Origin of the sequence: Actinomadura sp. DC4, assembly GCF_030406325.1 — a bacterium.
Taxonomy (GTDB): domain Bacteria; phylum Actinomycetota; class Actinomycetes; order Streptosporangiales; family Streptosporangiaceae; genus Actinoallomurus.
This window is the reverse complement of record NZ_JAUEQY010000005.1, coordinates 341700-362681: the sequence shown is the minus strand read 5'-3', so window position 1 is coordinate 362681 and position 20982 is coordinate 341700. Positions and strand designations below refer to the sequence as shown.

The 20982-nt window shown below is 69.2% G+C and carries 18 protein-coding genes; 12 read left to right on the top strand and 6 right to left on the bottom strand.

Translation table 11 applies throughout. From position 1 onward, the window contains the following. Positions 1 to 88 precede the first annotated feature (88 nt). The 8 genes from dnaK to QWU11_RS11060 all read left to right on the top strand — a co-directional run bounded on the left by dnaK (position 89) and on the right by QWU11_RS11060 (position 10860). Positions 89 to 1948, top strand: coding sequence for a molecular chaperone DnaK (gene dnaK, locus QWU11_RS11095; protein ID WP_290105053.1), 1860 nt, complete (start codon positions 89 to 91; stop codon positions 1946 to 1948). Between the two features lie 31 nt (positions 1949 to 1979). Then, positions 1980 to 2660: a nucleotide exchange factor GrpE gene (gene grpE, locus QWU11_RS11090; RefSeq protein WP_290105052.1), complete on the top strand. Its 681-nt coding sequence runs from the start codon at positions 1980 to 1982 to the stop codon at positions 2658 to 2660. A 41-nt stretch (positions 2661 to 2701) separates the two neighbouring features. Next, positions 2702 to 3877 carry a molecular chaperone DnaJ gene (dnaJ, locus tag QWU11_RS11085; RefSeq protein WP_290105050.1) on the top strand — a complete coding sequence of 392 codons (1176 nt, stop codon included), beginning with the start codon at positions 2702 to 2704 and terminating at the stop codon, positions 3875 to 3877. Between the two features lie 69 nt (positions 3878 to 3946). Next, a complete protein-coding gene (locus QWU11_RS11080) occupies positions 3947 to 4387 on the top strand; it encodes a helix-turn-helix transcriptional regulator (RefSeq protein ID WP_290105049.1) in 441 nt (146 codons plus the stop codon). Further along, positions 4388 to 6985, top strand: coding sequence for an ATP-dependent chaperone ClpB (clpB, locus tag QWU11_RS11075; RefSeq protein WP_290105048.1), 2598 nt, complete (start codon positions 4388 to 4390; stop codon positions 6983 to 6985). A gap of 76 nt (positions 6986 to 7061) precedes the next feature. Continuing rightward, a complete protein-coding gene (locus QWU11_RS11070; protein WP_290105047.1) occupies positions 7062 to 8480 on the top strand; it encodes an ATP-binding protein in 1419 nt (472 codons plus the stop codon). Then, entirely contained in the window at positions 8477 to 9067 is a 591-nt protein-coding gene (locus tag QWU11_RS11065) for an RloB family protein (protein WP_290105046.1), read from the top strand. Before QWU11_RS11070 ends, QWU11_RS11065 begins: the two co-directional genes overlap by 4 nt. Positions 9068 to 9273: 206 nt before the next feature. Beyond that, positions 9274 to 10860 carry an alkaline phosphatase D family protein gene (locus QWU11_RS11060; RefSeq protein ID WP_290105045.1) on the top strand — a complete coding sequence of 529 codons (1587 nt, stop codon included), beginning with the start codon at positions 9274 to 9276 and terminating at the stop codon, positions 10858 to 10860. Here the strand turns inward: QWU11_RS11060 and QWU11_RS11055 are convergent. The 3 genes from QWU11_RS11055 to QWU11_RS11045 all read right to left on the bottom strand — a co-directional run bounded on the left by QWU11_RS11055 (position 10857) and on the right by QWU11_RS11045 (position 13663). Continuing rightward, positions 10857 to 11423, bottom strand: coding sequence for a tetratricopeptide repeat protein (locus QWU11_RS11055; protein ID WP_290105044.1), 567 nt, complete (start codon positions 11421 to 11423; stop codon positions 10857 to 10859). The genes QWU11_RS11060 and QWU11_RS11055 overlap by 4 nt on opposite strands. A 115-nt stretch (positions 11424 to 11538) precedes the next feature. Further along, positions 11539 to 12747, bottom strand: a complete 1209-nt coding sequence (locus tag QWU11_RS11050) for an NYN domain-containing protein (protein WP_290105043.1) — start codon at positions 12745 to 12747, stop codon at positions 11539 to 11541. Between the two features lie 328 nt (positions 12748 to 13075). Beyond that, positions 13076 to 13663, bottom strand: a complete 588-nt coding sequence (locus QWU11_RS11045) for a hypothetical protein (protein WP_290105042.1) — start codon at positions 13661 to 13663, stop codon at positions 13076 to 13078. Positions 13664 to 13679: 16 nt separating this feature from the next. Here QWU11_RS11045 and pyrE point away from each other — a divergent pair, with 16 nt between their 5' ends. Further along, a complete protein-coding gene (gene pyrE, locus QWU11_RS11040) occupies positions 13680 to 14216 on the top strand; it encodes an orotate phosphoribosyltransferase (RefSeq protein ID WP_290105041.1) in 537 nt (178 codons plus the stop codon). Between the two features lie 28 nt (positions 14217 to 14244). Here the strand turns inward: pyrE and QWU11_RS11035 are convergent, their stop codons facing one another. Together QWU11_RS11035 and QWU11_RS11030 are read right to left on the bottom strand one after the other, a co-directional pair. Then, entirely contained in the window at positions 14245 to 14607 is a 363-nt protein-coding gene (locus QWU11_RS11035) for a hypothetical protein (protein ID WP_290105040.1), read from the bottom strand. Between the two features lie 89 nt (positions 14608 to 14696). Next, positions 14697 to 15371, bottom strand: a complete 675-nt coding sequence (locus tag QWU11_RS11030) for a DedA family protein (protein ID WP_290105039.1) — start codon at positions 15369 to 15371, stop codon at positions 14697 to 14699. A 104-nt stretch (positions 15372 to 15475) separates the two neighbouring features. On the opposite strand from QWU11_RS11030, the gene fbaA reads away from it, so the two are divergent. The 3 genes from fbaA (at position 15476) to QWU11_RS11015 (ending at position 18430) form a co-directional block, all read left to right on the top strand. Then, positions 15476 to 16498, top strand: a complete 1023-nt coding sequence (gene fbaA / locus QWU11_RS11025; protein WP_290105038.1) for a class II fructose-bisphosphate aldolase — start codon at positions 15476 to 15478, stop codon at positions 16496 to 16498. A gap of 116 nt (positions 16499 to 16614) precedes the next feature. Further along, complete coding sequence (locus tag QWU11_RS11020; protein WP_290105037.1) at positions 16615 to 17028, top strand: DUF3151 domain-containing protein; 414 nt, start codon at positions 16615 to 16617, stop codon at positions 17026 to 17028. A 118-nt stretch (positions 17029 to 17146) separates the two neighbouring features. Further along, positions 17147 to 18430 (top strand): adenylosuccinate synthase, encoded by a 1284-nt coding sequence (locus QWU11_RS11015; protein ID WP_290105036.1) that lies wholly within the window; start codon positions 17147 to 17149, stop codon positions 18428 to 18430. On the opposite strand, the gene QWU11_RS11010 is transcribed toward QWU11_RS11015, so the two are convergent. Next, on the bottom strand, positions 18423 to 20963 hold the full coding sequence (locus QWU11_RS11010) for an MMPL family transporter (protein WP_290105035.1): 2541 nt from the start codon (positions 20961 to 20963) through the stop codon (positions 18423 to 18425). The genes QWU11_RS11015 and QWU11_RS11010 overlap by 8 nt on opposite strands. Between the last annotated feature and the right edge of the window lie 19 nt (positions 20964 to 20982).

The following is a 20982-nucleotide window of genomic DNA, read 5'->3' as shown; positions in this document are numbered from 1 at the left end:
GAGCCTCTCGGGCAATCTTGCGTCTGCTGAACTCAGCTTCATCGAATCTCAGCTTCATCGATAAGAGCACGGTCGGAGGAACCAACTCATGGCACGAGCGGTCGGTATCGACCTTGGGACGACCAACTCGGTCGTCGCGATCCTGGAGGGTGGCGAGCCCACCGTCATCGCCAACGCGGAGGGGTCGAGGACCACGCCGTCCGTCGTCGCCTTCGCCAAGAACGGCGAGGTTCTCGTCGGCGAGGTCGCCAAGCGACAGGCGGTGACCAACGTCGACCGCACCATCCGGTCGGTCAAGCGCGAAATGGGCACCGACTGGAAGACCAAGATCGACGACAAGGACTTCACACCTCAGCAGATCAGCGCCTTCGTGCTGCAGAAGCTGAAGCGTGACGCCGAGTCCTACCTTGGCGAGAAGATCACCGACGCGGTGATCACGGTCCCGGCGTACTTCTCGGACCACCAGCGGCAGGCCACCAAGGAGGCCGGTCAGATCGCGGGTCTCAACGTCCTGCGCATCATCAACGAGCCGACCGCCGCGGCGCTGGCCTACCACCTGGAGAAGGAGGGCGAGGCGACCATCCTCGTCTTCGACCTCGGTGGTGGCACCTTCGACGTCTCCCTCCTCGAGGTCGGCGACGGCGTCGTCGAGGTGAAGGCGACCAACGGCGACAACCACCTCGGTGGTGACGACTGGGACCAGAAGGTCGTCGACTGGCTGGCCACCAACTTCAAGAACGCTCACGGCGTCGACCTGTCCAAGGACAAGATGGCGCTGCAGCGTCTCCGTGAGGCCGCCGAGAAGGCCAAGATCGAGCTGTCCAGCTCGTCGGAGACCAGCATCAACCTGCCCTACATCACGGCCTCTTCCGAGGGCCCGCTCCACCTGGACGAGAAGCTCACCCGGGCGGAGTTCCAGAAGATGACCTCCGACCTGCTCGACCGCTGCAAGGCGCCGTTCCAGCAGGTCGTCAAGGACGCCGGCATCAACCTGGACGGCATCGACCACGTCGTCCTCGTCGGCGGCTCGACCCGCATGCCCGCCGTCGCCGACCTGGTCAAGAGCCTGACCGGCGGCAAGGAGGCCAACAAGGGCGTCAACCCGGACGAGGTCGTCGCCGTCGGAGCCTCGCTGCAGGCGGGTGTCCTGAAGGGTGAGGTCAAGGACGTCCTGCTGCTCGACGTGACCCCGCTGAGCCTGGGCATCGAGACCAAGGGCGGCATCTTCACCAAGATCATCGAGCGGAACACCACGATCCCGACCAAGCGGTCGGAGGTCTTCACCACCGCCGATGACAACCAGCCGTCCGTGGAGATCCAGGTCTACCAGGGCGAGCGCGAGATCGCGGCGTACAACAAGAAGCTCGGCACCTTCCAGCTCACCGGTCTGCCCCCGGCGCCCCGCGGCGTCCCGCAGATCGAGGTCACCTTCGACATCGACGCCAACGGCATCGTGAACGTCGGCGCGAAGGACCTCGGCACCGGCAAGGAGCAGTCGATGGTCATCACGGGCGGCTCGGCGCTGCCCAAGGACGACATCGACAAGATGATGCGCGAGGCCGAGCAGTACGCCGAGGAGGACCGCAAGCGCCGCGAGGAGACCGAGACCCGCAACAACGCCGACACCCTCGCCTACTCCACCGAGAAGTTCCTCGGGGAGAACGACGAGAAGATCCCGGCCGAGGTCAAGACCGAGGTGCAGACGGCGCTGGACGAGGTCAAGAAGACCCTCGAGGGCACCGACATCGACGCGATCCGTACGGCGTCGGAGAAGCTCGCGCAGGTCAGCCAGAAGATGGGCGCCGCGATGTACGCCCAGAACCAGCCCGGCGAAGAGGCGCCCACCGCCGACGCCGCCGCGGGGGAGACGCCTCAGGAGGACGAGGTCGTCGACGCCGAGATCGTGGACGACGAGAAGGACGGCAAGCGCGAAGGCGGAGCGGCGTGAGCCGCATCTCCCCTTCGCCTAAGGAGGAAGCGTGACGGAGCGTCGCGATGACGCCGAGGAGCGCGAGGGACCGGTGATCCGCGACAAGCGGCGCATCGATCCCAAGACGGGTCAGGTCCGGGAGGCGGCAGAGCCGGCTCCCGGGTCCACCCCGAACGCGCCCCCGGCCGCGGACAACGAAGAGAGCGCGGACCTGAAGAAGCAACTGTCGGAGCGCACCCTCGATCTGCAGCGGCTCCAGGCGGAGTACTCCAACTACCGCAAGCGGGTCGAACGCGACCGGGCGATCGTCCGCGAGCAGGCGCTCGCGAACGTCCTGTCCGAGCTGCTCCCGGTGCTCGACGACATCGGGCGGGCGCGGGAGCACGACGAGCTGAACGGCGGGTTCAAGCAGGTCGCCGAGGGTCTCGAGGGCACGGTCAGCAAGCTCGGTCTGGTGTCCTTCGGGACGCCGGGCGAGCCGTTCGACCCGAACGTCCACGAGGCGCTCATGCACTCCTACTCCGCCGACGTCACCGCGCCGACGGCCGTGCAGATCCTGCAGCCGGGCTACGGCATCGGCGAGCGGATCCTCCGGCCGGCACGGGTGGCCGTGGCGGAGCCGGACGGCGAGTCGGCTTCCCCTGCGGAGACCGAGGCGCCGGCCGAGGAGACCAGGGCCGAGGCCACGGCTGACGATCAGCCGCCGCCCGAGGCAGCCGACGAGGAATGACCGACGAAGGCACGACAGACGGAACGAGGTAAGGGACGCCGGTGAGCACCAAGGACTACCTGGAAAAGGACTACTACAAGGTCCTCGGTGTTCCGAAGACCGCAACCCACGACGAGATCAAGAAGTCCTACCGCAAGCTCGCGCGGCAGTACCACCCGGACGCCAACAAGGGCGACTCCGAGGCGGAGGAGAAGTTCAAGGGCATCTCCGAGGCCTATGACGTGCTGTCGGACGACAAACGCCGCAAGGAGTACGACGAGGCCCGCAGCCTGTTCGGCGGGGCTCGCGGACGCGGCGGCGGTCAGGGCGGGTTCGGCTTCGACCTCGGTGACCTGTTCGGCAACCAGGGCGGCACGACCGGTACGGGCGGGGTTCCCCCGGGCGGCACGGGCGAGCGCATCGGTGACCTGTTCGGCGGGCTGTTCGGCCGCCGGCAGACGAGCACCCAGCGCCCGCGCCGTGGCGCCGACGTCGAGTCCGAGATCACGCTGACGTTCGGCGAGGCGCTCGACGGCCGTACGGTCCCGCTCCGGCTGACCAGCGAGGCGGCCTGTCCCACCTGCCGGGGGACCGGTGCCAAGACCGGCACGGTCCCCCGCGTCTGCCCTCGCTGTGAGGGCACGGGGCAGGAGAGCCGCAACGCGGGCGGGTTCGCCTTCTCCGAGCCGTGCCGCGAGTGCCACGGGCGCGGCCTGATCGTCGACGACCCGTGCACCACGTGCTACGGCAGCGGCCGCGCGCAGAGCACCCGTACGATCCAGGCGCGCATCCCGGCCGGGGTCGACGACGGGCAGAAGATCCGGCTCAAGGGCAAGGGCGCGCCAGGGGAGAACGGCGGGCCGAGCGGCGACCTGTACGTCCTCGTGCACGTCACCCCGCACAAGGTGTTCGGGCGCTCGGGCGACAACCTGACGCTGAAGGTGCCGGTCACCTTCCCGGAGGCCACGCTCGGCGCGGAGATCAAGGTGCCGGTCCACCGCGGCCAGCCCAAGACCGTACGCATCCCCGCCGGCACGCCCAACGGGCGGGTGCTACGGGTACGCGGCCAGGGCGCGCCCCGGCGCGACGGCACCAAGGGCGACCTGCTCGTCACCGTCGACGTGCAGGTGCCCACCGAGATCGACGAGACCACCCGTGAGGCCCTGGAGAAGATCACCGGAAGCCTCAACGGCGACGACCTGCGCGGCGACCAGCTGCGGATGGCGCGAGAGGAGTGATCTGGCAGTCATGACCGAGGGCATCGGCAGGCACAGTCTCCTGGTCGCTCCGCCGACGGAGGAGGGCTCATGACTCCCTTTGGCGATGACAGTCCGGTCTATGTGATCTCGGTGGCGGCGGAGCTGTCGGGGTTGCACCCGCAGACGCTCCGCACGTACGACCGCATGGGCCTGGTCTCGCCGGGCCGCACGTCGGGGCGGGGCCGCCGCTACTCCATGCGCGACATCGTGCTCCTGCGGGAGATCCAGCGGCTGTCCCAGGACGAGGGCATCAACCTCGCCGGCATCAGGCAGATCCTCGACCTGCAGCGCGAGGCGGAGGCGCTGCGGTCGGAGGTCCTGCGGCTACGGGCGCTGGTCGAGGAGATGGGCAACGAGCTGGAGTCCACCCGCGCGGTGGCGGCTCGTCTCGCCCGGTTGAAGAACACCCCCGAGTCGGCGGGTGGCGCCGAACTGGTGCCGATCCGGCAGACCAGTGTTGTGGTGTGGCGGGCACGCGGGGAGGAATAGATGGACTACAAGCTGACCCAGAAGAGTCAGGAGGCCGTGTCGGCCGCCGTACGCCGTGCGGCCACCGAGGGACACCCTCAGGTCGAGCCGGCGCATCTGCTCGTCGCCCTCCTCGCCCAGGGTGAGGGCACGGCGCGACCGCTGCTGGAGGCGGTGGGCGCGGACCCGCAGGCCCTGCGCCGCAAGGCCGAAGAACAGATCGCCGCGCTGCCGAAGGCCGCGGGATCCACGGTCGGCGCGCCGCAGACCTCGCGGCCGCTGCTCGTCGTGCTGAACACCGCGGCCAACCGCGCCGAGCAGCTCGAGGACGAGTACGTCTCCACCGAGCACCTGCTCGTCGGCCTGGCCGCCGACGGCGGGCTGGCGGCGACGCTGCTGCGCGAGGCCGGCGCGACCCCGGACGCCCTGCTGGAGGCGTTCGAGAAGGTCCGCGGGCACGCACGCGTGACCAGCGACAACCCCGAAGAGACCTACCAGGCGCTGGAGAAGTACGGCATCGACCTCACCGCGCAGGCCCGCGACGGCAGGCTCGACCCGGTCATCGGCCGTGACACCGAGATCCGCCGCGTGGTCCAGGTGCTGTCGCGCCGTACGAAGAACAACCCGGTGCTGATCGGCGAGCCCGGCGTGGGCAAGACCGCGGTGGTCGAGGGCCTGGCCCAGCGGATCATCGCCGGCGACGTCCCGGAGACGCTGAAGAACAAGCAGCTGATCTCGCTCGACCTGTCCGCGATGGTCGCGGGCGCGAAATTCCGCGGCGAGTTCGAAGAGCGCCTCAAGGCCGTGCTGAACGAGATCAAGCAGAGCAACGGGCGGGTCGTCACCTTCATCGACGAACTGCACACCGTGGTCGGCGCGGGCGCGGCCGAGGGTTCGATGGACGCGGGCAACATGCTCAAGCCGATGCTGGCCCGCGGCGAGCTGCGCATGATCGGCGCGACCACGCTGGACGAATACCGCGAGCACATCGAGAAGGACCCGGCGCTGGAACGGCGGTTCCAGCAGGTGCTGGTCGGCGAGCCGTCGGTGGAGAACACGGTCGCCATCCTGCGCGGCCTCAAGGGCCGGTACGAGGCGCACCACGAGGTGCAGATCTCCGACGCCGCCCTCGTCGCCGCGTCCGCGCTGTCCGACCGCTATATCACCGCACGGTTCCTGCCGGACAAGGCGATCGACCTGGTGGACGAGGCCGCGTCCCGGCTGCGCATGGAGATCGACTCACGCCCGGTGGAGATCGATGAGGTGCAGCGTGTGGTCGACCGGCTGGAGATGGAGCAGCACCAGCTCAGCAAGGAGTCCGACGAGGGCTCCCAGCAGCGGCTCGAACGCCTCAAGGCCGAGCTCGCCGACCGCAAGGAACAGCTCAACGGCTTGAACGCGCGCTGGGACCAGGAGAAGGAAGGCCTCAACAAGGTCGGTGAGCTGAAGAAGCGCATCGACGAGGCCGAGAGCCGACGCGAGCAGGCCTTCCGTCAGGCTCAGGTCGACGGCGACTGGAAGGCCCCCAGCGACATCGCGATCGAGATCAAACAGCTGCGCGACGAACTGGAGGCCGCGGCGGAGGCCGCCAAGAACCCGGACGCCATGGTCAGGGAGGAGGTCACCGCCGACGATGTCGCCGAGGTCGTCGCGGCGTGGACCGGCATCCCGGCCGGGCGCCTTCTCGAAGGCGAGACCGCCAAGCTGCTGCGTATGGAGGAGGAGCTGGGCCGCCGCCTGATCGGGCAGTCCGCGGCGGTGCGCGCGGTCTCCGATGCCGTACGCCGGGCGCGGGCGGGCATCTCCGACCCCGACCGCCCGACGGGCTCGTTCCTGTTCCTCGGCCCGACCGGAGTCGGCAAGACCGAGCTGGCCAAGGCGCTCGCGGACTTCCTGTTCGACGACGAGCGTGCCACGGTCCGCATCGACATGAGCGAGTACGGCGAGAAGCACTCCGTGGCGCGTCTCATGGGCGCTCCCCCCGGCTATGTCGGCTACGAGGAGGGCGGTCAGCTCACCGAGGCGGTACGCCGCCGGCCGTACACCGTGGTGCTGCTGGACGAGGTCGAGAAGGCCCATCCCGAGGTCTTCGACGTACTGCTGCAGGTGCTGGACGACGGACGGCTGACCGACGGCCAGGGCCGTACGGTCGACTTCCGCAACACGATCCTGATCATGACGTCCAACCTGGGGTCGCAGTTCCTGGTCGACCCGGCACTCGACAACGGCGCCCGGCGCGACGCCGTGCTCAAGGCCGTACGGGCCAACTTCAAGCCCGAGTTCCTCAACCGGCTCGACGACGTCATCATCTTCGACGCGCTGTCCACCGAGGACCTCACCAGGATCGTCGACCTGCAGATCGACCGGCTGGCGCACCGGCTCGCCGACCGCCGCCTGACGCTGACGGTCACCGACGCGGCACGCGAGTGGCTGGCGCTGACCGGATACGACCCGGCGTACGGGGCCCGGCCGCTGCGCCGGCTCGTACAGAGCTCCATCGGCGACCAGCTCGCCCGCGAGCTCCTGGGCGGTGAGATCCGCGACGGCGACGAGATCGTCGTGGACCTCGACGACGCCGCCGACACGCTGACCGTCAAGCCGAGTGTCCCCGCCGTCTGACCTCGATCGCACGGCGGTGGGGAGCCGGCCCTCGTCAGGTCGGTCCCCACCGCCTCGATTGACGTTGCATGGCTGCTTGAGCGGGTATCGTGCAAGTAGTTTGCACAAACCGGCTTCTGATCAGGGGGCATCGGTGCTTCTGAGTTTCAGAGTCGCCAACCACCGCTCATTCCGGGCAGAGCAGGAGTTCCTTCTGCTGCCTGCCTACGACAAGGACAGAGCCGCCGTACCGGTGGCCGCGGTCTTCGGTGCCAACGCGTCCGGCAAGTCGAACCTGCTCGGTGCGTTGCGGGCGATGCGAACGGCGGTGCTGCACTCCTTCTCCCAGTGGGGACCGCTCGATGGCGTGCCGTCACGCGATCCCTTCGCCCTCGTACCGGCCGCGAGCGATGAGGAGTCAAGGTTCGGCGTTGATCTCCTGCTCGGGGGAGAGAAGTACGTCTACGGCTTCGCCCTGGACGACCAGCAGGTGGCCGAGGAATGGCTCTACCATTATCCTCATGGCCGCCGCAGGCTCCTGTTCGAGCGTACGGCCGATGAGTTCCAGTTCGGCGATTCGCTGCGCGGGCAAAAGAACGTCGTCGAGGACATCACTCGGCCGAACAGCCTCTTCCTCAGCGCTGCGGCCCATCACCGACTCGAGCAGCTCCTGCCGATCTACTCCTGGTTCGGCCGCCAGCTGACGTTCGCCGAACCCGATGATCGGCTGCTCGGGCGTCGTCGCACACTAGAACTCCTGCGTGAACCCAGCACCGCTCGCCGGGTACTAGCGCTTCTCAAAGCGGCGGATCTCGGCATCGACGATGTACGGGTAAGGCGGGGAACGTCCGGCGACGAATCCGACTTGTTCCGACAGGTGCTCACGGAAGCCGCCGGTATCGGCAAAACACAAGAGACTGCTCAAGCAATTGCAAGTGTCGCCAATCAGGGGCTTTTGGCGGAAACTTATGGATCTGAGCAAACTCCTGCTCGCATAACGGAGCTCTTCTCCGGCATACGCAGACGCGGAGATCCCGAAATCGCTATGATCCGAAACAGCCCCGAAGGCCCGATCCCACTTGGTCTTGACCAAGAATCACATGGAACGCGCACCTGGTTCGATTTCCTCGGCCGGATCATCGACGTTCTGGACAACGGCTGGGTCATCGCGGTCGACGAACTCGACGCCAGCCTCCATCCCCTGCTCGCCCACGCGTTCGTCCGGCTGTTCCAGCACCCCGATACCAACCCGGACGGAGCACAGTTGATCTTCACCACGCACGACACCTCCCTCCTGGCGCGGCACGACGGGGCGGAAGTCCTCCGGAGAGACGAGATCTGGTTCACCGAGAAAGACCCCGCCGGCGAGACCCAACTCTTCCCGCTCACCGACTTCAAACCTCGGTCGGGCCTGAACTGGGAGCGTCGGTACCTTGGTGGCGCGATGGGGGCGGTGCCGTTCCTGGACGAGAACGATTTCGCCGCGGCCGTCGACGAAACCTCCACCTCCGAATGAGTGGTCGTCGCCGCGAAGGCCGGACCTCCAGAAACCCGAGCCCCCGCCGTCGGCTCTCCCGACGCGTTCTCATCGTCTGTGGCGGCCAGAAGACGGAGAAACAGTACCTCGATGGCCTTAAGCGGGCAGAAAGAAACCCGTCCGTAAGCGTCGCCATCAAGACAAATCCTCGATCACCCTCCGAGGTCGTCAATCATGCACATAAGCTAAAACGACAGTCTCCTGAAGACTTCGACGATGTCTGGTGCGTGTTCGACGTCGACGAATTCAGAGATATCGACAGGGCGGCCGATCTGGCACGCCGCCACAGGGTCGGACTGGCGATTTCCAACCCCTGTTTCGAGTTATGGCTGCTGTTACATTTCGACGATCGGACGGCTTACTCCCCGTCCTACGCGTCGTTGCTACCGCTCCTCCGCACGCATTTGCCCGACTACGACAAGACCGACCTGGCTTTCACCGCATACGCCACGGGGATTCAGCAAGCGTGCTCGCGTGCTCGATCTCTCGAGCCGACCGGCGAGGCGCCGTATGTCAATCCCTCGACCGGGATGTGGCAGGTCGTGGAGTTGATGCGGAGAACCTGACCGGCCCGCGAGCTCCTGGGCGGTGAGATCCGCGACGGCGACGAGATCGTCGTGGACCTCGACGACGCCGCCGACACGCTGACCGTCAAGCCGAGCGTCCCCGCCGTCTGAGGCCCTGTCCGGGCGGGCGATCCGTCGCCCGCCCGGCGGGTGACCCCGCTACCCAGGTAGACGGCGGCGCCGGTTGTGGCGTAATCCATACATTTATGACGCGACTCATCGTTGGTCCCCTGCTCCGCCACGTCGGCCCCGACACGGCCGCCGTCTGGGTCGAGACGGACCAGCCGTGCGACGTTCAGGTGCTCGACGCCACGGCGCACACGTTCACCGTCCACGGCCACCACTACGCGCTCGTCCAGGTCGAGAACCTCGCCCCCGGATCGGACACGACCTACGAGGTCGCGCTCGACGGCGACACCGTGTGGCCGGAGCGCGGCACGCCGCCCAGCCGGATCCGCGTCCCCGGGCCCGACGACACGCACCGGATCACCTTCGGGTCGTGCCGGGTCGCCCCCGGCAGGGAAGAGGTCCACGGGCCGGACGCGCTCGGGGCCTACGCCCGCCGTCTCGCGGCCGGGCACGAGTGGCCGGACCTGCTCCTGATGGTCGGCGACCAGGTGTACGCCGACGAGACCGGCCCGGAGATGCAGGAGTTCATCAAGGAGCGCCGGGACGTCGACGAGCCGCCGGGCCTGGAGATCGCCGACTACGAGGAGTACACCAAGCTCTACCAGCTCGCGTGGACCGACGACTCGATGGTGCGCTGGCTGCTGTCGACCGTGCCCACGCTGATGGTCTTCGACGACCACGACGTACGCGACGACTGGAACACCTCAGAGACCTGGCTGCGCGACATCCGCGCCAATCCGTGGTGGCACGGCCGGATCGTCGGCGGGCTCGGCTCCTACTGGGTCTACCAGCACCTGGGCAACATGTCCGCGGCCGAGCGCGCCAAGGATCCGCTCTACCATGCCGTCCTGGACGCCGAGGGCGACGCCGGCGCACTCGTCGACGAGTTCGCCGAGCGCGCCGACGAGCAGGCGGACGGCACTCGCTGGAGCTACGCCCACGACTACGGGCGCACCCGGCTCATCGTCGTGGACAGCCGCTGCGGGCGCGTGCTGCGCGACGGCACGAGGGCCATGCTGGACGACGACGAACTCGCCTGGGTGCAGGAGCAGTGCCGCGGCGACGTCGACCACCTGATCGTCGCGACGTCGCTGCCGTTCCTGCTGCCGGCGACCATCCACCACATGGAGTCATTCGACGAGGCGCTCGCCGGCGGCGCGTGGGGCAAGCGGCTGGCCCGGCTCGGCGAGAAGATCCGGCAGGGCGCCGACCTGGAGCACTGGGCGGCGTTCGAGGCGTCCTTCAGCGCGCTCTCGGACACGCTCCTTGAGGTCGCGTGCCGGGAGGACGGCCCGGAGAGCATCGCGCTGCTCTCCGGCGACGTGCACTACTCCTACCTCGCCCGGGTCGCCGACACCCCGACGCCGATCTCTCAGGTCGTCTGCTCACCGATGCGCAACCACCTGCCGTGGAAGTACCGCATGATCCAGCGGGCGGCGTACGGGCGGATCACCGACGGCCCGGCGCGGGCGCTGGCCCGGCTCGCCGGGGTGCCCAAGACGGCGATGCGGTGGCGGCTCAGCCACGGCCCGTGGTTCCACAACGCGGTGGCCACGCTGCACGTCGACGGCTCCACCGCGTCCGTACGCTGGGAGGCGGTCGATCCGGACACGAAGCTGTACGAGATCGACCACGCGTCCCTGTCGAAGATCCCCCACCTCTAACGAAATTGCGTGTCGGGGGCCTCGTCGGTCTTCTTCAGGAGCTGGTCCAGCAACGCGTCGTACTCATCCTCGGGCCGGCGGAGGTCGAGCCGGGACCGGTAGCGGATCCGCAGCAGCCCTTCGAGGCTGTCCGGATCGTCCGCCCGGGCCAGGTCGGCCCCTGCCGTGCTCCAGTCGTGGGCCTCGACCAGCTCGCCCTGCTCGTAGAGGAGTTCGGCCACCGCGCGGTAGATCTCGGGGTCTCGCGGCGACTCCGACCGCACCTGTTCGATCAGCCTGCGCGCCTCGTCACGGTCGTCCAGCTCGAAGAGGGCTCCGGCAAGATAGATGCGCGGATCACCATAGGTATCACCGCCGTCGGCGAGGGCGTTCCGGAACGTCTCCGCCGCCTTGGCGTGGTCTCCCGCGTGCTGCCACTGTTCACCCGCACGCAGCAACAGGCTGGCGCGCGACACGCCGCCTGAGACCGTCTCGGCGAGCTCGACGAAACGCCGGGCCGCTGAGGCATGGTCGCCCGTGCGGAGCGTGTCGAACTCCAGGTCATCGAGATCGTCTTCGGTCACATGCGTCACCTTCTAGACGCTACCCGGCGCACCTGCTGCGAATCTGGTCATTTCGCATCATCGGTGAGACATCGCACAGAGGGTCGCCGGCCGGGAAGGCCCCGCCGCGAGAAGGCTATACGCGGCGTGAGCGTTCGAGTGCGTCCCAGAACCCACGCCGCAACGCGTGTCGCACCTCGTCATGCAGCAGAAAGTCGATCGGCAGCGACGACCCCTGGAGCAGCCGGGCCTCAAGGTCGGACGGCATTCGCGGCTTGCGGGCGAGCACCGCTTCGAGCCAGAGAGCCGGGGCGTCGCGCGCGACCGACTCGCCGAAATCTTGACCCTCCTGGTGCGCGGCCTTGACGGCGTCGGAGAGCGTCGGCGTGGACTGCTGCGGCTGCGGCGGCGGAATCTGCTGCGGACCGGTGTAGGGCCCAACGGGCTGCTGGACGTACTGCGGCCCGCTGTTGTTGCTCGGCGGCGGACTCGTCGAGCCCGTGAGGGTGCGGCCGGGCGAGGAACCGCCCGGCGGTGAGCTCATCGGCTGGGGCGGGATGATGGGCGGCGTCGGCGCGGCGTGCGACGGCGCGGAGCGCAGCGGCGGCAGCGACGAGCCGGCGCTCGGCGGCTGGCCCAGGCCGGACGGGGACGAGCTGGGGCTGCCGAGCTGCGGGTGCGCGGTGATCGGCGTGCTCGGCGGCGGGCTCGCGTGATGCGAGGGCGAGTGCAGCGGCGTCAGCGCGCCGCTGGAGTGCCCGCTCGACGTCGAGTGGCCGTTGGACAGCGGCGGCGAGGAGGTGTCCACGCCGGCCAGCAGGTTGACGTACGGCCGCAGGTGCCCGGAGCCGATCTCGATGAGGTCGTCGCACTCGTGCCGGAGCACCCGCGAGATGGTCCAGTTGCCGTCGACCGCGACGTGCACCACGGTCACGCGCACGCCGTGGTCCTGGGCCTCCGCGATCACGGGGGCGATGTCCTCGTCGCCACTCACGACGACCGCGTCGGCGACGCCGCCGTTGCGGGCGAGGGTCATCAGGTCACGGTGGATCTCGGTGTCGACACCCTCACGGCGGCCGGGGCGGATGCGCGAGAGGCGGAGCTTGATGCCCGGCAGGTCGGCGAGCGCGTCGTGCTCGGGCGAGCGGCGACCCTCGACGGTCGCCTCGTACCAGTAGCAGCGCAGCAGCGGCAGCCCGGTGCGCTCCCGCGCAAGGTTGCCGAGAAGCTGCAGGAGACCGCTGAAATCCCAGGAGACGGACTCGCGGCGGCGGGTTCCGTGCACCGCCATCGCGCCGTCCGCCAGGAGATAGCTGGCATCAACGAACAGCGCGCAGCGATCCACGCGACACCGCCCCTTCCTCGGCACGAGACCCTATATCTGCGACCCACGGGTGAGCTTTCGAGCCGGCGAGCGACCTTGGGCAACCAAAGCGTAGTGAAGTCCGCCGCTGGCGTATGCCGATCCTGTAATTGGAAGCTCCTGCGGAGTATGGGGTGCATGCGGCTTACTTACGCTTGGATGGCCCGACTTCTCCCGCGTGTCACCGTTGACTCGCTCACCCGTAACTGTATGTCGAGTCGCGTGGCGACACAGCGTGACTTCCGAAGCCTGCAGCGTCCTCACGTCCGTTCGGCGACGGTATCACCCAGTTCTCGGGCGGCGGAATATCTCACAGCGTCGACATGAGGTTGCCCAGCGCACGCGCCGTACCGGCCGGATCCTCGGCCGCCGAGAAGTGGCCGGCCAGGTGCTCGGCGACCGGCCATCCGCGCATCCTCGCCTGCCTGACCTGGTCTTCGTGACGCTCGGAGGTACGCAGGTAACCGCACGGTGCGTCCGGCCAGTCCTGGGGCAGAGGAGGTTCTTCGGCGAAGAAGTCCGCGCCGCGAACACGCAGGGTGACCCCCGGGGGCGGCGCCTCGTCCTCCGCGTACCCGAGCACCTTGCTCCCCGGCAGGAGCGCGTCCACGAAGACGTACGCGCCCACGAGCCGGTGGGCCGCGCGCTGCGCCGCACCGAGCGGCGGCAGCAGGGGCCCCGCGGCGCCGTGCGCCACGAGCACGACCGGAGGCCTCGCCCCGGTCCCCATGATCTCCAGCGCGGCCCGCGCCACGTAGCGGCCTCCGTACGGCGGCCGGTCGTCGTCGGCGACCTCGGGCACCACGACGTCGTACGCGCCGAGCTCCGCGGGCAGCGAGCCCCACGCCGACGCGGTGGTCAGCGGACTGTGCAGCAGGATGATGGTGCCCGGTGTCATGGATACAGTTTCGGGCATGACGGACCGGGACGATCTCCTCGCCGAGATCAAGAACAAGGCGGTCGTGCACGGCAGGGTGGTCCTGTCGTCCGGACGGGAGGCCGACTTCTACGTCGACCTGCGCCGGGTGACGCTCGACGGGCATGCCGCGCCGCTCGTGGGGCGGGCGATGCTCGACCTCACCGAGGACCTCGGGTACGACGCGGTCGGCGGGCTGACGCTCGGCGCGGACCCGGTCGCGACCGCCATGCTGCACGCCGCCGCGGCGCGCGGACGGCGTCTCGACGCCTTCGTCGTACGCAAGGAGGGCAAGGCGCACGGGTTGCAGCGGCGCGTGGAGGGCCCGGACGTGGCCGGGCGGCGGGTGCTCGCCGTCGAGGACACCTCGACGACCGGCAACTCCGTACTGACCGCGGTCGAGGCGCTGCGCGAGGCGGGCGCGGAGATCGCCGGGGTGGCCACCATCGTCGAGCGTGGCGCGCAGCCGCGGATCGAGGAGGCCGGGCTCGAATATCGGTCGGTGTTCACCCTGACCGACCTCGGGCTCGGCTGAGTCTCGCCTACCGCATCGAGTACCGCATCTAGGGGATCTGGTAGGTCTTGGCCCGGGGCTGCAGCTTCCCGTTGATCGTCACGGTCACCGTGCTGTTGTCCTGGATGGCGACGGTGAGCTGGGTCTCGTTGAAGATGCGGCGCTCGTTCTGGGTGAGGCTGCCGTTGAACTGCACGTCAGTGGCGCCGGGACCGGACACGAACACCGCGCACTGCACCGAGAGGCAGTGGATCAAGACGGTGTTGCCGATCTGGCTCGACGGTGCCTTCGGCTTGGTGCTCACACTCGATGGAGTGGGCGACGCGGCGTTCGGTTTCTCACCGTCTTTGCTCGTGAGCGCTCCCCAGAGCGCGATGCCACCGATGATCAACAGACCGAAGGCCAGCACCACGGCGATGACCGCAATGGCTATGCGTGCGAGACCCATAGGGTCCGACCGGTGACGTCCCACAGAGGGAGGTTAGCGATAACCAGGCACCGTCAGCGACGGTGACGGCCAGTTGGTTGGTGCGTCTTGGGCGTCTTGTCCCCATCTGAGCGCCGGCCGCGGAGCACCTCACGCAACACCGGCACCACCGACACCAGGACCGCCAGTGCGACCACTGGCAGCACATACTTGTCGATCCCCTTCACCCGGTCGCCGAGGAATCGACCGATCAGGATGATCGTTTCGGTCCAGACAACCCCACCAACGACATTCCACACAAAAAATCTGATCGCCGACATCTCGAGCATCCCGGCGAGCGGATTGAGGAACGTACGGACGACGGGGATGAACCGCGCGAGCACCACGGCCTTGGCGGGACCGAACTTGTTGAAGTAGTGCTCGGCCTTGTCCACGTGGTCCTGGCGGAAGATCCGGGATCTCGGGCGGTCGAACAGCCTCCGCCCGTACTTTGCGCCGAGGAAGTGGCCGACCTGCGCACCCGCGACCGCGGCCACCGGCGCGCCGATCATCAGGACGGGAAGCGGCAGCGGGTGGGCGAGGGTGGTACCCGCCGCCGTGTAGATCCCCGCGGTGACCAGTAGCGTGTCACCAGGGAGAAAGAACCCGACGAGCAGCCCCGTCTCGGCGAAGACGATGACCAGGACTCCGATGAGCCCGAAAGTCTGGATGAGGGACTTGGGATCCAGGACGTTCACGGCGGCAACCACTCGCCGAGCGTACCGGTAGGTGTGCCCTGGTCTCCGCCGGGCAACGATTTCGAGATACTGGAACCGACCCGCCGGGAGCCACGCCCCAAGGAAGGAACACTGTCATGCCCATCGCGACCCCTGAGGTCTACGCGGAAATGCTCGACCGGGCAAAACGTGAGGGCTTCGCCTACCCCGCGATCAACGTCACGTCGAGCCAGACGCTCAACGCCGCCCTGCGCGGTTTCGCCGAGGCCGAGAGTGACGGCATCGTCCAAGTTTCGACGGGCGGGGCGGACTACCTCTCCGGCAGCACGGTCAAGGACATGGTCACGGGTGCGACCGCGCTCGCCGAGTACGCGCACGTCGTCGCCGCGAAGTACCCCGTCAACATCGCTCTGCACACCGATCACTGCCCCAAGGACAAGCTCGACGGTTTCGTCCGGCCCCTGCTGAAGATCTCGCAGGAGCGGGTCGCCGCCGGTCAGAACCCGCTGTTCCAGTCCCACATGTGGGACGGCTCGGCGGTGCCGCTGGATGAGAACCTCTCCATCGCGGCCGAGCTTCTCGAGGAGGCCCGCAAGGCCAACATCGTCCTCGAGGTCGAGATCGGCGTCGTCGGCGGCGAAGAGGACGGCGTCGTCGGAGAGATCAACGAGAAGCTCTACAGCACGGTCGAGGACGCCCTGGCGACCGTCGAGTCGCTCGGGCTCGGCGACCGCGGCCACTACCTGCTCGCCGCGACGTTCGGCAACGTCCACGGCGTCTACAAGCCGGGGCACGTCAAGCTGCGGCCCGAGGTGCTGAAGGAGATCCAGGAGGCGGTGGCCGCCAAGCACGGCCAGGAGAAGCCGTTCTACCTGGTCTTCCACGGCGGCTCCGGCTCGACCCTTGAGGAGATCCGCGCGGCCGTGTCGTACGGCGTCGTGAAGATGAACATCGACACCGACACGCAGTACGCCTTCACGCGGCCGGTCGCCGACCACATGTTCAAGAACTACGACGGCGTCCTCAAGGTCGACGGCGACGTGGGCAACAAGAAGACCTACGACCCGCGCGCGTGGGGTAAGTCGGCGGAAAAGGGCATGGCGGAGCGCATCGCCCACGCCTGCGAGAACCTCCTGTCCTCGGGCAAGAAGCTCGGCTGACGCAAGCGTCTCCGGTGGGCGGGCGCGGACCGCGCCCGCCCACGAGATCGACTTTTGGCCCAACTTGTCCGATCGGCGGAATAGGAGAACGGCCGCCGATTGGGCAGGATGAGCACATGGAGCAACAGAACCTCCTCGGAGGGCCACCCCCGACCGAGCTGCCGGACAACCCGGAGGCCCGCCAGGCTCTCGAAGCCGGCGTGGACCCGTTCGAAGTCGCCGCCCGATTCCCCGGTCACCCAGCGGCATGGGCGGAACTCGCCGACCGCGCGTTCGGTAACGGGGACGTCATCGAGTCCTACGCCTACGCCCGTACCGGCTACCACCGGGGGCTCGACCAGCTACGTCGCTCCGGGTGGAAGGGCCACGGCCCGATCCCCTGGCAGCACGAGCCCAACCGAGGTTTCCTCCGCTCACTGCACGCGCTCGCCCGTGCGTCCGCGGCGATCGGCGACAAGGAGGAGGCCGACCGCTGCCGGACGTTCCTGCGGGACAGCAGCTCGGCGGCCGTCGAGGTTCTCGCCACCTAACTGGTCGCTCAAGGAGCTATGTCCGTTTTCCTGGTGGCCATCCGGCGGGTACGCTCTGATCGCAAGAGCCCCTGTCGCCGCTTGCGCAGGGGCTTCGTCGATGTCAGGGAGAACACCGATGCCGGCCATCGTGCTCGTCGGCGCCCAGTGGGGTGACGAAGGCAAGGGGAAGGCCACCGACATTCTCGGCGGTGACGTCGACTTTGTCGTCCGCTACCAGGGCGGGAACAACGCGGGACACACGGTCGTGATCGGCGACCAGTCCTACGCGCTGCACCTGCTTCCGTCGGGAGTGCTCTCCCCGGAGGTCGTGCCCGTCATCGGCAATGGCGTGGTCATCGACCCAGGTGTGCTGTTGGAGGAGATCGACGGGCTACAGGAGCGCGGCATCTCGTGCGACCGCCTGTTGATCTCCGCCAACGCCCACTTGATCATGCCGCACCACAAGGCGCTCGATAAGGTCACCGAGCGCTACCTCGGCAAGGCCCAGATCGGTACGACCGGCCGCGGCATCGGCCCGGCGTACGGCGACAAGATCGCGCGGATGGGCATCCGGGTGCAGGACCTGCTCGACCCGGGCATCCTGGCGCAGAAGCTCGAACTCGCGCTGCGCGACAAGAACCAGATCCTCGCCAAGGTCTACAACCGGCGCGCCATCGAGCCCGAGTCGATCGTCGAGGAGTTCGTGGCGTACGGCGAGCGGCTGCGCCCGCACATCGCCGACACCGCGCTCGTCGTCAACCGCGCGCTCGACGAGGGCAAGGTCGTACTGCTGGAGGGCGCGCAGGGCACGCTCCTCGACGTCGACCACGGCACGTACCCGTTCGTCACCTCCTCCAGCCCGACTTCGGGCGGCGCTTGCGCGGGCTCGGGCGTCGGCCCGACGCGCATCACCAAGGTGATCGGCATCCTGAAGGCCTACACCACGCGTGTCGGCTCGGGACCGTTCCCGACCGAGCTGCTCGACGAGACCGGCGAGTGGCTGCGCACGACCGGCGGGGAGTACGGCGTCACGACGGGCCGCAACCGGCGCTGCGGCTGGTTCGACGCGGTGATCGCCCGGTACGCCACGCGGGTCAACGGCGTCACGGACTACTTCCTGACCAAGCTGGACGTCCTGTCCGGCCTGGAGCGGGTGCCGGTCTGCGTGGCGTACGACATCGACGGCGAGCGGTGCGACGAGATCCCGATGACTCAGACGGGGTTCCACCACGCCAAGCCGATCTACACCTACCTCGACGGCTGGCAGGAGGACATCTCCAGCGCCAAGGTCTTCGACGACCTGCCGGAGAAGGCGCGCGACTACGTCCGCGCGCTGGAGGAGATGTCGGGCGCACAGATCTCGGCGATCGGCGTCGGCCCCGGCCGCGACCAGACCGTGCAGGTCCGTTCGTTCATCTGACCGGAGACGCGCGTACGGGCGGCGCCTCACCGGCCCGCCCGGCGCCGTCCTCGCGGGAGAGTCCTCCGGGCCACCAGAATCGCCGACCGCAGATCGTGACCAGCGCGGGAACGAGCAGCGTGCGTACGAGCAGGGTGTCCAGGAGCACGCCGAACCCCACGATGACGCCCAGCTCGGTCAAAGTGATCAAAGGCAGCACACCGAGGACGGCGAAGACGGCCGCGAGCAGCACCCCCGCACTGGTGATCACCCCTCCGGTGAGCGTGAGGGCGGTGAGGACGCCGGCCCGCGTGCCCTGGCGCACGGCCTCCTCGCGGGCCCGGCTGACGAGGAAGATGTTGTAGTCGACCCCGAGCGCCACCAGGAAGAGGAAGGCGAGCAGGGGGACGGACGTGTCCAGCGCGGGGTAGCCCAGCCAGTGGGTGAAGGCGAAGTTCGCGCCGCCGAGCGCGGCGGCGAAGCTCGCCACCACGGTGAGGACGAGCAGCACCGGCCCGACCAGGGCCCGCAGCAGCCAGATGAGGATGACCAGCACGATCGCCAGGACGATCGGGATGACGACCCGCTGGTCGCGCACTGCGGCGTCTCTGGTGTCCAGGTCGGTGGCGACCGTTCCGCCGACGAGGGCGTGCGCGCCGGGGACGGCATGGAGGCGGTCGCGCAGCGCGCGGACGGCGGCGTAGCTCGCGCCGGTGTCGGGCGCGGCGCGCAGAACCACGTCGATACGGGCGCGCCGCACACCGGTCTCGGCGACGGCGGCCGACGCGACGCCGGGAGTGGTCCGGGCGGTCCGCAGCACGGTCTGGGCCTGCGCGGGGGCCGTGATGACGGTGACGGGGTCGGAGGCGCCGGCCGGGAAGTGGGCGGAGAGGGTGGCCAGGCCGTCGATGGACTCGGCCTTGGTACGGAAACGGTCGGCCTGGGACAGGCCGAGGTGCGCACCGGACAGGCCCGCGCCGAGAACGGCCAGCAGCACGAGAGAGACGGCGACGACGCTCCGGGGCCGACGCGCCACCACCTGCCCCACCCGGAACCAGACCCCGCCCGCAAGCCGCTCACGTACGCCCACACGCCGCCCGGGCTCGCCGATAGGTCTTTCAAGGTCGCCCACACCATGCTCGGTCCGGCCGGTGCGACGCTCAGGGTCTGCCACGCCATGCTCGGTCTCGCCGGCGTCGCGCTCGGCCCCGCCTTCATGACGTTCCGCCCCGCTCACGCGGGCCTCGACCCCGCCCGCTGTCCGCTCCGCCGCGACCACGTGGCGCTCGGAGTCACCCGCGCCACGCTCGGCCCCGCCCCCATGGCGCTCAACCCCGCCCGCCCCGCCCACGCGGCGCTCAGGCTCGGCCCCGCCCTCACGGCGCTCGGCTTCGTTCCCGGGGGGCTCCGACCCGCTCCCGTCGCGGTCGGGGGCGGTCGGCCGGCTTTCGGTTTCGGGCGTGTGGTGGGCGGGGGCTCGGGGGACCACGGGCCAGAACAGCCATCGGCCGCAGGTGACCAGGGCGGCGGGTAGGAGCAGGAGGCCGGACAGCAGGGCGCAGATGACGCCGACCGCGCTCGCCAGGCCGATGCCCGTGTCGCTCGGGAGGGTGGCGAAGACCAGGCTGGCCAGGCTCAGGGCGACGGTGCCGCCGCTCGCGACGATGCTCCGTCCCGCGCGCAGCAAGGCGCTTCGCATCGCCTCGTGGCGGTCGGATGTCGTGCGCAGTTCCTCGCGGTAGCGGGCGATCAGCAGTAGTGCGTAGTCGGTGCCGGCGCCGAAGACGAGCACCTCCACGATGCCGGTCGTGGCGTTGGAGACGCTCAGGCCCGTGTGCCGGCTGACGATCGCGACCAGCGCGGTCGTCACCTGGTCCGCGACGCCGACGGCGGCGAGCGGGACCAGCCACAGCCACGGGCTGCGGTAGGTCAGGATCAGCAGCAGCGCGACCACGACGACCGTCGTGAGCAGCAGTGTCACGTCGGCGCCGTCGAAGACCCCCGCCAGGTCGGCGGTGACGCCGGCCGGGCCGGTGACCTGGGCGGTGAGCCCGGCGGGCAGGCCCGCGCGGGCGGCCGAGCGCACCCGGTCCACCGCGGCGGCCAGCTCCTTCGACGAGGCGGCCCGGTCCAGCGGCACGACGACCGTGGCGGCCCTCCCGTCCTCGGAGACCCGCGGGGGAGTCGCCGCGCCGTCTGAGGCCCTCCCGCCTGGCCCCGGACACTGTGGCGAGCGCGCAGGAGGACAGCGGGACCGCGACAGCCCAGGCCGCCGTCCGTCGATCGCGGCGAGGTCCCGCGCGCTCAGCCGCGCCGACGCGCGGGCGTACACGATGACGGCGGGCGTGACCCGGCCGGACGGGAACTCCTCACGCAGCGCCGCGACCCTGCTGGACTCCGCCGACGCCGGCAGCCCGGCCGCCGGATCGTTGGACACCTTCGGGGAGGCGCCGAGGCCGACCAGCAGGCCGGTGATCAGTGCGGCGAGCGCCAGGACGAGCCATTTCGTACGGCGTCCGCTGACGAAGCCCGCGACGGCCGACCACACGCGCATCGCCTCCCACTCAGCAGGT

Coding starts and splice junctions, on each gene's coding strand:
- QWU11_RS11010 (WP_290105035.1), bottom strand. CDS start 20,963: ATGCGCGTGTGGTCGGCCGTCGCGGGCTTCGTCAGCGGACGCCGTACG.
- QWU11_RS11015 (WP_290105036.1), top strand. CDS start 17,147: ATGCCGGCCATCGTGCTCGTCGGCGCCCAGTGGGGTGACGAAGGCAAG.
- QWU11_RS11045 (WP_290105042.1), bottom strand. CDS start 13,663: ATGACACCGGGCACCATCATCCTGCTGCACAGTCCGCTGACCACCGCG.
- dnaK (WP_290105053.1), top strand. CDS start 89: ATGGCACGAGCGGTCGGTATCGACCTTGGGACGACCAACTCGGTCGTC.
- fbaA (WP_290105038.1), top strand. CDS start 15,476: ATGCCCATCGCGACCCCTGAGGTCTACGCGGAAATGCTCGACCGGGCA.
- pyrE (WP_290105041.1), top strand. CDS start 13,680: ATGACGGACCGGGACGATCTCCTCGCCGAGATCAAGAACAAGGCGGTC.
- QWU11_RS11060 (WP_290105045.1), top strand. CDS start 9,274: ATGACGCGACTCATCGTTGGTCCCCTGCTCCGCCACGTCGGCCCCGAC.
- clpB (WP_290105048.1), top strand. CDS start 4,388: ATGGACTACAAGCTGACCCAGAAGAGTCAGGAGGCCGTGTCGGCCGCC.
- QWU11_RS11080 (WP_290105049.1), top strand. CDS start 3,947: ATGACTCCCTTTGGCGATGACAGTCCGGTCTATGTGATCTCGGTGGCG.
- QWU11_RS11065 (WP_290105046.1), top strand. CDS start 8,477: ATGAGTGGTCGTCGCCGCGAAGGCCGGACCTCCAGAAACCCGAGCCCC.
- QWU11_RS11020 (WP_290105037.1), top strand. CDS start 16,615: ATGGAGCAACAGAACCTCCTCGGAGGGCCACCCCCGACCGAGCTGCCG.